This window comes from Sporosarcina cyprini, assembly GCF_022048975.1.
Classification (GTDB): domain Bacteria; phylum Bacillota; class Bacilli; order Bacillales_A; family Planococcaceae; genus Sporosarcina; species Sporosarcina cyprini.
Genome location: NZ_JAKMHX010000030.1, coordinates 224,195 through 238,924, shown reverse-complemented (window position 1 = coordinate 238,924; position 14,730 = coordinate 224,195). Strand labels below are relative to the sequence as shown.

Genomic DNA, 14,730 nt, shown 5'->3' with positions numbered 1-14,730 from the left:
TTTAAACGAACCGTCCAACACCGGGCGGTTCGTTTTATCATTTCACAACGGTCTTACGGAAAGAGCCCGGATTCTCAACATAGCTTCCAAGAATCCATCCGCAGTCCGTGCATATCAAATGAATCAAGGCTGTCCCAAACCCTAATCTTCCATAGGGAGAAATAGTTCCGTAGCCACTTTGTTTTCCGCGTCCGATCTTTGTTCCTCCGCATTGTGGACAAGGATCAACACCATATTCTCTCATTGAATCACTCCTTGCCTTATTTACGTATGGAAATTGAAACGGATTCACATAATACCAATTTTCCCTAAACAATTTTGAAAAAATACTATATAGTTAATGAAATACATATCGAATGGTGGAGGGATTTAAGTTGGATCAATGGCAAATTGTCACTTTTTCAATCGGAAAACCGAAAACAGTTATCTATGATGAGAGCAAGGAAATGGTAACAGGCATTTGCAAAGACCAAATTGAGGAGGCGTTCCTATCAAAGGACGGATTCCATGGAGATGGCGTGGCGGATTTGCGCTTTCACGGGGGTCCTGACAGAGCAGTATGCGTCTATCCGTTTGAGCACTATGCCCAGTGGGAAGACGAGTTTGAACAGCCTTTGCCACGTTCCACGTTTGGAGAAAATCTGACGGTCTTGAATATGCTAGAAAGTGATGTCTATGTAGGGGATATTTATCAAGTTGGCGAAGCAGTTATCCAAGTAACACAAGGAAGGGTACCATGCAGCACAATTAACAAACGGACCGGCTTGCCGCTCATCATGAAGCGAATGATTGATACAGGGTATACCGGCTATCTATGTCGAGTGATTAAAGAAGGGATCGTCAAAAGCGATTCCACTATTACTTTACTCGAACAGCATCCAGATCGGATCTCCATTGCCTACTGCAATGATGTTTATTTCCGCGGTCAAAAAGATGTGGACGCCATGAAACGAATTGTAGCCGTTGAACCGCTCGCTGAAGAATGGCGAAAATCTTTGCAGAAACGGATTGATAAATGGGAGACTGTGAAAGGGTAAGTTTTTTAGTTTGCCGATCGAGTGCAAATATAGTTGATTGAGGTATATAAATGAACTGTAAAAACTGCAATGGAAGCTCCTTTATTCAAGCAACCGATTATATTAATCTTCGTCCTTTGGATAAAAAAATGGCTGTTGGATCTGAAAAAGTGTATACCGTTTGCTTGGATTGTGGGGAAGTAGCATCGATTAGAATAAATAATCCGGAAAAATTGAAATAAACAATTCTTCCTGTTAGTTTAACAAAATTAGTATTGAGTACTATTGTTGTATGAATGAAGTCAAAACAAATGTCTAGACTACCTGAATAATCGGATTTTCTCTATGGATTGACAATAAAATAGCGAGTTTTGTATGATTAACGGGTCGGTTTTTACTGACCCGTTCTGAGGAGGGAAACTTACGGCAAAATCGGAAACCAATTATAGCGCCAGTGCTGGGGAAATCGGACGCCCACATTCCCAGCAGACGAGGTGGAGGAGTATCGAAACATTCGGCGGATGCCTCCCGATCGAAATGCCCGATTGTAACTTTTGCCCGCAAAACATCCGAGCGATTGGATGGACAACAAGGCAAAAAGGCTAATTCTAACAAGTGAACGGCAAACACTTCGGACATCCCGAGGTGGGCTTTGCCATTTCTTCAAGAGGAGGAAATCAATATGTGTGGAATAGTCGGTTATATTGGAGAACAGGATACGAAAGAGTTTTTATTAAAAGGGCTTGAAAAGTTAGAATACCGTGGATATGACTCAGCAGGCCTTGGGTTGCTCACTACGAACGGTGTAAAAGTTATTAAAGAAAAGGGCCGGATTGCAGATTTGCGGAGTGCCGTCGACCCGTCTATTGAATCAAAAACAGGAATTGGCCATACGAGATGGGCGACACATGGAATTCCAGATCAGAAAAACTCCCATCCACATCAGAGCGAATCCGGACGTTTCACGCTTGTGCATAATGGGGTCATTGAAAATTGTGTTCAGCTCCAAAAGCAATATTTGCAAGGTGTAACAATGAATTCGGATACCGATACCGAAGTAATTGTGCAATTGGTTGAGGTGTTTGTCAAAGAAGGTATGACAACGGAAGCTGCATTCCGGCATACACTTTCCTTAATGCATGGTTCCTACGCAATCGCGATGCTCGATTCCGAAGACCAAGGTACGATCTATGTAGCGAAAAACCGCAGTCCATTGCTTGTCGGTGTGGGAGAAGGCTTCAATGTTGTTGCATCCGATGCCATGGCGATGCTGCAGCTGACAGACCAGTTCATCGAGCTGCATGATGAAGAAGTTGTCCTTGTAACAATGGACGCAATCCGCATCATGACACTCGACGGCACAGACATCAACCGTGCGCCATATACAGCGAAACTGGACATGAGCGATATTGAAAAAGGAACGTATCCGCACTATATGCTCAAAGAAATTGATGAGCAGCCAGGTGTCATGCGTAAGATATTGACAGCTTATACAAAAGGGCAAGAAGAACTTACAATTGATCCTGCGATTATCCAAGCGATTCAAGACGCCGATCGACTTTATATTATTGCAGCAGGCACAAGCTACCATGCTGGTTTGATCGGCAAGCAATATTTCGAGAAACTTGCAGGCATTCCTGTCGAAGTGCATATTTCAAGCGAATTCGGCTATAACATGCCACTGCTCTCGAAGAAGCCGTTGTTTTTATTCATCACCCAATCAGGTGAAACCGCAGACAGCCGCCAAGTGCTCGTCAAAATCAAAGCACTCGGCTATCCGACAATTACAATGACCAACGTTCCGGGCTCTACATTATCACGTGAAGCCGATCATACTTTGCTGCTTCACGCTGGCCCGGAAATCGCAGTTGCATCGACAAAAGCATACACTGCACAAGTGGCCGTACTTGCGATTACCGCATACGTCGTCGCAAAACAATTGAACAGAGAAATCGATTTTGATTTGAGGCAAGAACTCTCCATCGTGGCTAATGCCATCCAAACCCTCGTTGACTCGAAGGATGAAATGGAGCAGATTGCGGAAGAGTACCTGGAAACAACACGCAATGCTTTCTTCCTCGGCCGCAACCTAGACTTCTTCGTCAGCCTGGAAGGTGCACTCAAGCTAAAAGAAATTTCCTATATCCAAGCAGAAGGTTTTGCAGGAGGGGAACTGAAACATGGAACGATCGCCCTTATCGAAGAGGGCACACCAGTCTTCACACTCGCAACTCAAAAATCCGTCAGCCTCAACATTCGAGGAAACGTGAAAGAAGTTGTGGCTCGAGGTGCACATCCATGCATTATTTCCATGGAAGGTACTGAAGAGGAAGGGGATCGGTTCGTCTTGCCGCCAGTTCATGAATTATTGACACCGATCGTTTCCGTTGTGCCATTGCAGCTGATTGCGTATTATGCTTCCTTGCATCGTGGTTGTGATGTAGATAAGCCGCGGAACTTGGCGAAGAGTGTTACGGTGGAGTAATATTTGTGATGGGATGTATGCTGTACCGGAAAAACTAACAGCTAACATTGAAAATAATAAATAATTGTTCTTTTAAGCGAGTGAAAATAGGAAGTTTATCTTCCGTTTTCCTCGTTTTTTATTAATTTAGAGGTTGCTGAAGTGAATGAGAACGCTACATTCAAATGTAAGTGTATTTGTCTTATATTCCATTACTGTTGACACGGCGGGCTAAACATATTACGATTTTTTCAAATGATAGTTTGTAAATGGTAAAGGGGTTTTACTTATGTTTAATCAGTTTGAGCATATTCATAATTCGCATCAAAAGATTGTTGAGGTTGCTCGTGATTTATTTATGGAATTAGGCTATAGAGCTGTTTCAACGCGAAGAATTGCTGAAGAATGCGGGATTACACAGCCAACCCTTTATCATCATTTTAAAAACAAAAAAGCTATTTACGTAGAAGTGCTAAAATCAGAGTTATTTACTATGCAGATGGCATTAAAGCGAATTATTGAGCGATGTGGAGATGATCTGGAAGAGTGTTTGTTTCAAGTTACCTATCATATATTGATTAATAAGCCGTCTTCCATGGGACAGATGTTTCAAGATATCGCAAAAGAGTTAGACATGGAGCACCAAAAGAAAATAAAAGATTGGTGGGTCGAAGCATATCAAGAACCGATCGCTTCTATTTTTGAAAAAGGAATCAAAGAAGGGCAAGTAAGAAATCCTGCGGAATTTGGTTCATATCCGATTCCCTCTGCTTATTTACTTTTGAACTTGATTTCATCGAACCATACCGAAGAGCAGGAGGATGCAGCAAAACAGCAGGCAAGACTTTATACGAATGTTTTGCTGTATGGATTAGCTTCTCCTGATCAAAGGAAAAAGTAAGTATAGGCATACAATACGCGGCTTTCAAAGTACCATTTCATTGTGAGGAAATTTTTTTTTGCGCACTGATCAATCGATCGATAGGGAAAAAGTAAAAATAATCCAAATAAAAAAGACAATGGGAGGTTAGAAGATGGACTTTTTGACGAAATTCAGTTTGAAGAATGCTATGGCGGTCTTTATCATTTCATTTTTACTAATACTTGGCGGAGTTTATTCTTTTTCAAAATTAAAGGTGGATCAATTTCCAGATATTGAATTCCCTCAAATCTCTATAGAGGCGGTGTACCCAGGTGCTTCGCCAGAAGATGTAGATGAGCAGGTCGTATCAAAGCTTGAGAATCAGATGAATTCGATTGAAGGCGTTACGAAGATCACAAGTTCTGCATATGACAGTATTGGAATAATAACGTTGGAGTTTCCGTTTGATACAGATCTGGACAAAATTGAGCAGCTCGTTAGTTCAGCAGTAGATGAGGCGGGCTTGCCTGATGAAGCAAGCGTTAAGTTAAATCGTTTATCGTTTGGTTCCTTCCCAATCTATAATATTTCTTTTTTCAGTAAAGACGGAGAAAGCATTGAAGAGTTAATGAAGGATGAAGTGATCCCTGAGCTGAAAAAAATCAAAGGGATTAATAACGTATCCGTAGCCGGCTTAACGAATAATCTCGTGCAAATTACAGTGAACAAAGAAATGGCTGAAAGTGCTGGTCTTTCGCTAAGTGGGATAAAGGAGCAAATCAAAGCGAAGTATCTATCCTTCCCAGCTGGTGAATTATCAGAGAATAACGAGCAAATTCCTATACGAGTAGAAGAAAATCTTGATTCGCTTTCAAAATTGGAAAACTTAGAGCTACAGCCTGTTTTCGGATCAGTTCCTTCTACAGAACAATGGGGTGCCCAAGGATCCTCACCTCAACAAGGCGAAGTCATTCGGTTAAAGGACATAGCTACTATAAAAAAGATTACGGATCAAAATGAAATCGCCCGATACAATGAAAAGGAATCTTTGGCCATGGCGATTACAAAGAAGCAAGATGCCAATACAGTAGAAGTCGCAGATAAAGTAATGAAGGTATTGAAGAAATATGATGACAAGATAGTTTATGAGATTAGCATAGACTCGGCAAAAGATATCGAGAAGTCCGTTAGTACGCTAGTGAAGGAAGGATTATTAGGTGCTCTGTTTGCCTCTATAGCCGTGTTAGTTTTCTTGCGCAACACAAGAGCAACCATTATTGCGGTTGTTTCAATTCCGTTGTCTCTGCTCATTGCTGCTATTTTCTTAAATCAATTCGACATCTCGTTGAATATTATGACCCTTGGAGGAATGGCGGTAGCTGTAGGGCGGGTAGTGGATGATAGTATTGTCGTTATTGAAAACATATTTAGGCGTGTTCGGATATCGAATGAAGGCATGTCGGATAAAATTATTTTAGAGTCCACTAAAGAAATATTAAAGGCAATTACGTCGTCTACGCTTACAACGGTTGTTGTATTCCTTCCAATCGGATTTGTTGGCGGGATCACGGGGAAGTTCTTTTTACCTTTTGCCTTAACGATAATTTTTTCATTGTTAGCATCCTTGCTCGTTGCCATTACGATTGTTCCTATTTTAGCTAAGTTTTCATTCAAAAAAGTTCCGGCTGAAGAAAAGGAAGGCGCCTTGCAAAGGATATATGGGAGAATTATAGAGAAGTCATTAAATCACAAGATCATTATCTTAGTCGTTTCGGTTTTATTACTGGGTGGATCGTTTGCGGTCGTGCCTTCATTGGGATTCACGTTTATCCCTAATGAAGAATCCAAAATATTAACTGCTTCCATCGAGCTTCCATCATCCACTTCTTTAGAAAAGACAAATGAAGTCTCATTGCTTGTCGAAGACATGTTTAGCCAGCAAGATGAAATTGCCGATGTCACAGCGTCTGTCGGGGCAAGAGATTTTGCAACAGGGCTTCGACTTAAAAACAAAGCCAGCTACTTTTTAAACTTGAATAACAATGTGGATGTAGAGAAAACGATCAAATCGTTAGAACAAAAGATCGAAATGATTTCGAAGGAAGAACAGGCTGATTTAAAAATAACGGTTCAAGAGTTAGAAACAGGCGGTCCTCCGTCAAACAATAATGTTGATGTCGATTTATTTTCAAATGATTTAGATGCTCTTCAAGAAGCATCCAAGATGGTAGAAGAATTTCTGCAACAAAATAAGAACCTGAAATATGTCACAAATAATTTCAGTAAAAAACAAAAGCAATTTTTAGTTGAGATTGATTCTGAAAAAGCAAGTTATTACGGGTTATCTGGCTTCCAAATCCTTGGGACGATAAGCGAACAAACGAAGCCAGTTAATGTTGGTACTCTGACGTTAGATCGTCAAGAGCAAGAAGTTCAGATTTCCTTAGATGAGACGCTTCAGTCCAAGGAAAATCTAGAAGGTGTGACATTATTCTCGCAAAAAGGACCAGTTAAGCTGTCCGAAATCGCCAGTGTGAATCAAATTGATGCTTTTACATCTATCCAAAAATTAGACAGTAAAGTATACGCTCGGGTTTCTGGCCAGGTAAAAGGAAACGATGTGCAGGCTGTATCTTCAGAGGTGAAGAAGGGAGTGGAGAAATTAAAACTTCCGGAAGGCGTCTCCTTGACTAGCGGAGGGGGCAACGATGATACAGTAGAAATATTCCAATCACTTGGGATCGCAATTATTGTGGCGATCGGGCTTGTCTATTTAACGATGCTAATTACATTTGGGAAAGCCCGCATTCCATTTGTGATCTTGTCCTCTCTTATTTTCGTGCCAATTGGCTCACTCGTTTCACTCTATCTAGTTAAAGAGCCGTTATCTGTTAGCGTAATGATTGGTTTTTTAATGTTGATTGGAATTGTGACGACCAATGCCATTGTGCTTGTGGACCGAATTGGCCAGAACAGGGGACGTGGCTTAACGATAAGAAATTCCTTAATAGAAGCTGGAAAAACAAGATTGCGCCCCATCCTGATGACTGCTTTTGCAACGATTGCGGCGTTAATTCCACTTGCTTTGACAACTTCGTCAGGAACACTTATTTCAAAAGGTTTAGCTGTTACAGTAATTGGAGGTTTAACTTCATCTACCTTGTTAACCTTAGTCATTGTGCCTGTCGTATATGAATTGTTCTTCTTTAAGACTTCTAAGAAAGAGAGAAGAGCAGTAACTAAATAAACGTCGGTTCTATAGTAATCTCCCTTTGGGCTTTTCAGTCCAAAGGGAGATTTTTGTACTTGCCGGCATAGCATTTCCTAGACTGTGAATGTCCAGTACAAGCTTCGCCTTAAAGTAGTTACCAATGTCCATCCATCATCAATTGTTTAATGGTCTTCCTCAATGGGAAAAATACACTGCAAGGACTTGCCGATTAAATAAGCTGCTTTCTAAGCAAATTCGCTCCAGACTACATAGAATTTGAACGGGGCACCGCTTAAGATCAGCATTAAATACAACGCAAACATGAGGAGACCTGCCTACCATGGAAAATAACCCATCCTATTTTTATCAGTTTCTAGAACCGATATCCGATGATCTATCCCAAATGGCAAACGGGCTTGAAAAGAGCATTTATTCCAGTCCGCAGACGATGTTGATGCATGCCCGGACATTTGTCGAAGCCATTTTACAACGGGTCATGATTGCAGAACAGTTGTCAGGGGAGGATAATCTGACACTGAAAGAAAGGATTGATCTGCTGGAGAAGAAGGGGTTACTGGAAAAGGAAGTCCTGGATGCGCTACATCAAGTGAGGATGAACGGAAACTCAGCGGCGCACGAAACGAGGAATTTCCGATATTCGGAGGCACTCCTTTCTTGGGAGGCGATCTATATGATCGTTCGGTGGTATGTGAAGAAATACTCGCCTCAAGATGTGAAAGTGCCGGCTTATCAGGATCCGGAGCCTCGTAAAGGCGATGAAACCGAAGTGTCCGAATTGGAAGAGAGGCTGCAAAAGATGGAAGCCTTAATCCGTTCCAACATTCAACAACAGAAAGGTCTCACGGAAGAAATGGAGACAGCTGCGAGTTCAGGTTCGCCTGAAGACGCACTGCCGGGTCTCGCATCGGTTCGAACAATCGTGTATAAAGACCGCAGCTTAGAAGTCCCGCATTTTCTTCGGGATGCCTTCCTGCTGCCCCAACGATTCGAGAAGTCAGAAAGTTACCTTTCCATGCTGGGAGCCGAAGAGGAAGTTAGGGTTATGAGTGAACTGCCGAATAATCTGGAAGGACTACATGAGGATGTAGAGGGGTTCAGTGAAGAACATGACGAGATGTTATTTACAGAACTGAAGCACTTTATTAAAGAAGAAACAGCCAGACGTGAAGTGGAGCTTGGGCATCCAGGAAAACTCATCCTGTTTTACAAGTCGGATTATGTCATCGTTAACGACCCATTGGCGAATATTTCGCTCTCCGAGGAAGAATTCGACGGCAATCCCGGTCTTTTCCGCCAGCTGCAAGAAGACCAGATTGAACGGGTAGGACAGCTTCCCAAAGACCTGGCTACTTTGACTAAATATGACGACGTGGGTTTAGCGGAAGTGGAAGAGCTATTTGGGCAATTGAAAGGGAAAAAAGCTAAATAAAATTGAAAATGATTCGTCTTAGAGCAAATAAGGACGGAAACTTTATTGGGCATTAGTTGCGGAAGAAAGCATTCCTGTTTCTATAGGCTTCAAATAATAACTCGCTCGAAATAGATTGATCACGATTTGCCGTTAGTTAAATTGTATCTGTACTTATAATTAAAAAAAAGCCGATTCTTAGTTCATAGAATCGGCTTTTGAGTTGCCGTGAACTCAAGGAAAGAAGCAAAAGGAAGTGTATGTGGGAGTAAAGTGTAAGTGACGACGAAACCGTTCGTTTCGGCAGATTATTTTAAACTCAAATGAAACTAAAAATTATTTATTGTTTTTGACGTGAATATATGTTCATTTTGAGCTATGTGTTTCATGTTCGAGAATTATCTTTACAAACAGGTTTATTAAGAATGCACCTTAAAATCACTTAAAATCGTCTACTAATGATTATCGTTGTATCGCCTCATTACTAGTTAGTTTATCCTGAATGGTTTATTGTAGTTATGTTGATAATATAAAGTTATGCTGCATGTTGGACAATTTATCTCGAATTAGGAGTGAAAAAATGAATGATTTTTTTAAAGCATTAAGTTATGTAAATAAGGTTATTTATGAGCCGAATCGCTTATTAATACATTCAGCACAAGAAGAAAAGCAAAATTCTAAATACGGTGCTGGTACATTTCAATTAGCATCTAAAACGATTCGTTTCAGAGTTGCCAACGAAACCCCTGCTAAAGAGGGGCAATTTGTTGCGTTTTGGGAAAAGAGCGAAAATAATAAGAATCAACCCTACTTATACGAGGATGCTCCTGATTTATTGGTAATAACTGTCTTTAAAAATGAAACTGAGTTTGGTCAATTTATTTTTCCGAAAGATATACTATTAAAAAAGAACATTCTTAGGTCTACTTCAACCAAAGGGAAAATGGCAATAAGAGTATATCCTAGCTGGGATAGTCCGGGTAGTAAACAAGCGATGCAAAGTCAAAAATGGCAGGCTCCTTATTTTATTAAATTTTGTAATCCAAATCCAACACCGATAGATAAACTAATCGAACTGTATTCCCTTTAATCCTTTGTAAATAGATGCGGCTGCAGAATCTAACGTTTTATCTTCGTAAGAAAATTATTGATTTCTACAGAGGTACGTATGAAAACTCATTATTATCTAGGATCGTTTACTACATTTATTCCGGAAAAATTGAGAATGGCATTACGGAATGATATAACCGATAGAAAATCGGTGGTTATGATTAGCTCAAATCCATATTTATTCGAAGAGGATGACGCTACTGAACGTTCATAGCTGGATTAGGCTGACATTGTGTTTAAGGAATTATCAATTAATTAATTATCGCGTACAGAAAGAAGACGCCCAAAGGTTGATTCAACAGGCATTCGTCATCTTTTTGTTAGGTGAAAGCACTTTTAACCTTAACCGTTTTTGATGGAATATGACTTGTCAGAAAGCATCAGAAACAGCAAGGTCATTGTATTAGGAGTCAGCGCTAGCTCAATAAACATGTCTGCCAAATGGCTATGCGCAAAGAACTTAGGCTATGACGCTGAAAAAAGTTTTGTTTTCGGCGGGATCGGACTAGATGATTTTTCTATCCTGTCTCATTTTGATTTGGAAAAAAGCATGGCGCTTGTTATGATGAGCTGTCTCCTCTTTTAGAAGAAATGAATGTTTTTGCCTCGAACAAAGATTGCATAGTAAGGGTAAAGGGAGACCAAATTGATATTTTCGGCCATGTCTATTTAATCTCCCGTTCTACTATCTTGAAATTAGAAGAAACCTCAACGTTTTGATGAATGGCTACTGAATTAATTTTTGAGATTATGATATTGTCATTTCAATTTCCTTTTGCTAGTTAGTAAAGGGAGTGTTCGGAGGTTATCTGTTTTTGATACTTGATTCATGCCAAATAGAATGGGGGATTTGCTTGATTCGTTTATTAACCGAAAATGATGTGGCACAGGCTGTTTCAGTGATTGCAATGGCTTATCCAGGAATGCAACTTTCTACGGTAGAAGCTCAAAATGCTTTTATGGAAAGGCTGCGAGTGGAATTGGAGGCTGATAATAACCTGAAGTATTATGGTTTATTTGACGAGCAGGATGAGCTGCGAGGTCTATACAAGCTTCATGAATTAAACGCTAATGTGAATGGAAAACTGGTACGGACGTGGGGCATTGGTACGGTTGCCGTCCACATTCATTACAAAAAAGAAGGGATAGCGAAACAGCTGCTGCAACACTTTCACGAGCTTGCGAGACAAGAGGATATTGGGATTGTTTCGTTATATCCTTTTCATACTTCCTTCTATCAAAAGATGGGCTATGGGTATGGTCCTACGCGATATCAATATAAGTTCAAGCCTTCAAGTTTTCCAAGTAGCGGTAATCGAAAAAAAGTTGTCCAGCTATCGAATGCCTATGAGGATGAGATGGTCGCCATTTACAATAAATTTGTTTCGATGCATCATGGAATGATGGAAAGGACTTGGCTTGAACGTTTTCAAATCAAAAAAAGCGTTTCGTATTATGCTGGAGTGTATGAGGATAATGATTTAGTGGGAGTACTTTCTTATATTTTGCAACCTGTCAAGGATAGTCATTTTCTTAATCATGAAATGAATATTCTTGAATGGATATGGACGAAACCGAGCGCTTTTCGTGATATGTGTGCATGGATACATTCCCAGCAGGATCAGGTAGACCGCGTAGTTGTTCGGACGCATGATGAATCACTCATTTATCAATTAGATGACCCTCGAAACGACAGCAATCGGCTGATTCCAAGTGTCTATCATGAAATAGGAACGGCTGGCACGGGGCTAATGTACAGAATGACATCAATCACTTCATTTGTGCAAGAGACCAATTTCCATTCGCTGGATCGTCCAGATCACCCAGTAACGATCACTTTATTCGTTCAGGATACTTTTCTTCCAGAGCAAAACGGCTGTTACCAGATCACATTCAACGAAATTTCTTGGAGCATCAAAAAAGTGGAGGATTGTATGAATGTTGATCTGCGTCTCATGGTTTCAGACTTAAGTTCCTGGTGGATGGGCTGTGTCAGCTTGGAACAGCTTGTTCAATATGGGAAAGTGGAAGTGAAAAATTGGCCGGCAACACAAATGGATCGATGGTTTATGCCTAGAACAAAGCCTGTTTGCTTATCGTCGTTCTAATCAACTTTGACAACGCTTTATATCCTATTACAAAATGAGGGATTGCCAATGAATATTACGTATAAATTGATGTCTTCACTAAGCTTTGATGAAGCACATCTCCTCTTTAATCGTGGCTTTGAAGGTTATATGATGCCAATGAATTTACCTCTCGATACGTTCATCGGTCGTTTTGGGAATGATGGAATATCTCCGGCATTATCCATCGTTGCTTTTGATGGTGCTAAACCGATCGGCTTTGTACTACAGGGGATCAGAGAAGTGGACGGTAAAAAGACTTCCTGGAATGGCGGAACGGGTATTATTCCTGAATATCGGGGCAGAAAATTGGGGGCTGCTTTGATGGAGGAAGCGGAGAAAATTCTTATAGAGCATCGTGTTTCTACAGCGACCTTAGAGGCTCTTTCTGAAAATAAGGCCGCCATTGCTTTATATGAAAAATGTGGATATAAAAAAGTGGATGATTTGCTCTTTTTGCGTTCAAACGGAATTGTAGATGCGCAGCTGCCGAATCTTGAAGGCTATGAACTGCAAAGGATTCCGGCTGTTCAATCGATTGGATCTGATTTATTTCCAACTATGGTCCCTTGGCAAACAGATCCGAGTAACACGCCAAAAGCAGGCGGGGAAGTTGTATTGATAACGGCGAATGGCGAAGTACAGGCAGCTTGTTTAATTCGGAAAAAATGTGTGTTTGGCAAGGATACGGAAAGCATTACACTATTTCAAGTAAGAGAAAATGGGAATAATGATGCTCTTTCTAGACTACTTGAGCATGCATTGGAATATGACCGTCCCATCACACGAACAACGTATAATTTCCTAAACGGAAATGGCCGTGTTGTTTCTTGTCTATTAGCTCGAGGTTTTGAAAATACGACGGTATCTCAAGTGTTTATGACAAAAAGTCTTGGATTGTGATTAAACATATAAATTATTTATTGAAATTTTGTAGGATCTTATAATATAAGATCCTTTTTTGTATTGTAATAAATTTCTTCCTGTTACTTTAAATGCAGTTCTATTAGATATTAATTAACATATCAAACTAAATGTTAGGTCAATAAAGGATATATTTATAAAACTTTTTAACTATTTTGCAACTTTAATCAAACCGTTTATACTTTTACTGCGTTTCCTTACATAACACGACTAAAAACATTCGAAATGGAGGAAGTGCGATGAAGAAGACCATGTTACTATCAGTTCTGCTTCTCTTTGTCATAGCGGCTGCAGGGTTGTCAGTCTATGCAAAGAAGGATAATAAACCGGCACCCCAGGGGGCAACAAGCCAAAATGATCATGTCATTCGGGTGTATGGACCAGGTGGGCCACTTGGACCAATAAAGGAAGCTGCTGAAAAATTTTCAGCTGAAACGGGAATCCAGGTGGAGGTAACAGCTGGACCCGAGGGCAAATGGATCGATCAGGCAAAACAAGATGCGGATATTATTTTCGGTGGATCAGAGTATATGTTGCAGAATTTCATCTTTACATATCCTGAAGTGATCGACACGAAATCGCGTACGGAGTTATATCCTCGTGCCGCTGGAATATTGGTGAGGAAAGGTAATCCTAAAAAGATTGAAAGCCTTGAGGATTTAACGAAAAAGGGAGTAAAAATAATTGATGTAAATGGAGCTGGCCAACTTGGTTTATGGGAAGATCTGGCGGGAAGAAAAGGGCTGATCGAAGGCATATCTCAAAACATTAAAGTTTCCGTAAAATCGAGCGCTGAAGCAATTGATCTATGGAAATCAAATTCTAGTACAGACGCCTGGATTACATATGAATCGTGGCATTATCGTCTACAAGATGTGACCGAGTTGGTCGAACTTCCGGAAGAAGATAAGCTCTATCGTGGAACGCCGATCGCCGTTACAAAGATCACCGATCAAAAGAAAGAGGCGCAGCAATTTATTAATTACTTAAAGACAGAAGAGTCTCATGAAATCTTTCAAAAATGGGGTTGGAAATAAAAACAGGGCCTAAATTTAAAAATATTGGAGGAGTATATATGAAAAAAGTAATTTTCACCCTAGCGTTATTTTCAATTGTGTTGGTTCTGGCTGCATGCGGAAAAAACAGTGAAGGAAAAACTGAGACGGATCAAGCCGAACAAGCCGAAACAGAACAAGCGCAGGCTGGTAGCCTCCAGCTTTTGGAGAGTGAGCAAGCAGGAAAGTACCTTGCGGATCCGGAGGGGAAAGCTTTGTATTACTTTAAAAACGATGAAGCAGGGAAAAGTAATTGCACAGGAGACTGTCTAGCAAACTGGCCGGCATTTACCGGGGAGGATTTCTCAGTCCCTGAAGGCTTTGATAAAAATGATTTTGATACAATTACGAGAGAAGACAACGGAGAAAAGCAAGTTACTTACAAAGGATTTCCTCTTTATTATTTTATGAAAGACCAGCAAAAAGGAGATGTAAACGGACAAGGGGTTAAAGATGTTTGGTTTGTTGTAAATAATGAAACAACATTTGAATAAGCATGCCGAGGGAACGATCTAAACAGGTTGTTCCCATCT

The 14,730-nt window shown here is 40.5% G+C and carries 11 protein-coding genes; 10 read left to right on the top strand and 1 reads right to left on the bottom strand.

Translation table 11 applies throughout. The features are described from left to right. Nucleotides 1-37: 37 nt before the first annotated feature. Nucleotides 38-244, bottom strand: a complete 207-nt coding sequence (locus tag L7D49_RS13675) for a transcription initiation factor TFIIIB (RefSeq protein WP_238081761.1) — start codon at nt 242-244, stop codon at nt 38-40. 130 nt (nt 245-374) lie between these two features. On the opposite strand from L7D49_RS13675, the gene L7D49_RS13670 reads away from it, so the two are divergent. The 10 genes from L7D49_RS13670 (at nt 375) to L7D49_RS13620 (ending at nt 14,691) form a co-directional block, all read left to right on the top strand. Continuing rightward, complete coding sequence (locus tag L7D49_RS13670; protein WP_238081759.1) at nt 375-1,037, top strand: MOSC domain-containing protein; 663 nt, start codon at nt 375-377, stop codon at nt 1,035-1,037. Between the two features lie 661 nt (nt 1,038-1,698). Then, nucleotides 1,699-3,501, top strand: a complete 1,803-nt coding sequence (glmS, locus tag L7D49_RS13665) for a glutamine--fructose-6-phosphate transaminase (isomerizing) (protein ID WP_238081757.1) — start codon at nt 1,699-1,701, stop codon at nt 3,499-3,501. A gap of 268 nt (nt 3,502-3,769) precedes the next feature. Next, a complete protein-coding gene (locus L7D49_RS13660) occupies nt 3,770-4,381 on the top strand; it encodes a TetR/AcrR family transcriptional regulator (protein WP_238081754.1) in 612 nt (203 codons plus the stop codon). Between the two features lie 133 nt (nt 4,382-4,514). Next, a complete protein-coding gene (locus tag L7D49_RS13655; RefSeq protein ID WP_238081752.1) occupies nt 4,515-7,589 on the top strand; it encodes an efflux RND transporter permease subunit in 3,075 nt (1,024 codons plus the stop codon). Nucleotides 7,590-7,893: 304 nt separating this feature from the next. Next, on the top strand, nt 7,894-9,003 hold the full coding sequence (locus L7D49_RS13650; RefSeq protein ID WP_238081750.1) for a DUF4145 domain-containing protein: 1,110 nt from the start codon (nt 7,894-7,896) through the stop codon (nt 9,001-9,003). Nucleotides 9,004-9,562: 559 nt separating this feature from the next. Further along, on the top strand, nt 9,563-10,072 hold the full coding sequence (locus tag L7D49_RS13645; protein WP_238081749.1) for a MepB family protein: 510 nt from the start codon (nt 9,563-9,565) through the stop codon (nt 10,070-10,072). Between the two features lie 874 nt (nt 10,073-10,946). Beyond that, nucleotides 10,947-12,200 carry a GNAT family N-acetyltransferase gene (locus tag L7D49_RS13635; protein WP_238081747.1) on the top strand — a complete coding sequence of 418 codons (1,254 nt, stop codon included), beginning with the start codon at nt 10,947-10,949 and terminating at the stop codon, nt 12,198-12,200. Between the two features lie 48 nt (nt 12,201-12,248). Next, nucleotides 12,249-13,121 (top strand): GNAT family N-acetyltransferase, encoded by an 873-nt coding sequence (locus tag L7D49_RS13630; protein WP_238081744.1) that lies wholly within the window; start codon nt 12,249-12,251, stop codon nt 13,119-13,121. A gap of 260 nt (nt 13,122-13,381) precedes the next feature. Beyond that, nucleotides 13,382-14,179, top strand: a complete 798-nt coding sequence (locus tag L7D49_RS13625; protein WP_238081743.1) for an extracellular solute-binding protein — start codon at nt 13,382-13,384, stop codon at nt 14,177-14,179. A 38-nt stretch (nt 14,180-14,217) separates the two neighbouring features. Continuing rightward, a complete protein-coding gene (locus L7D49_RS13620; protein WP_238081741.1) occupies nt 14,218-14,691 on the top strand; it encodes a COG4315 family predicted lipoprotein in 474 nt (157 codons plus the stop codon). The last annotated feature ends 39 nt before the right edge of the window (nt 14,692-14,730 follow it).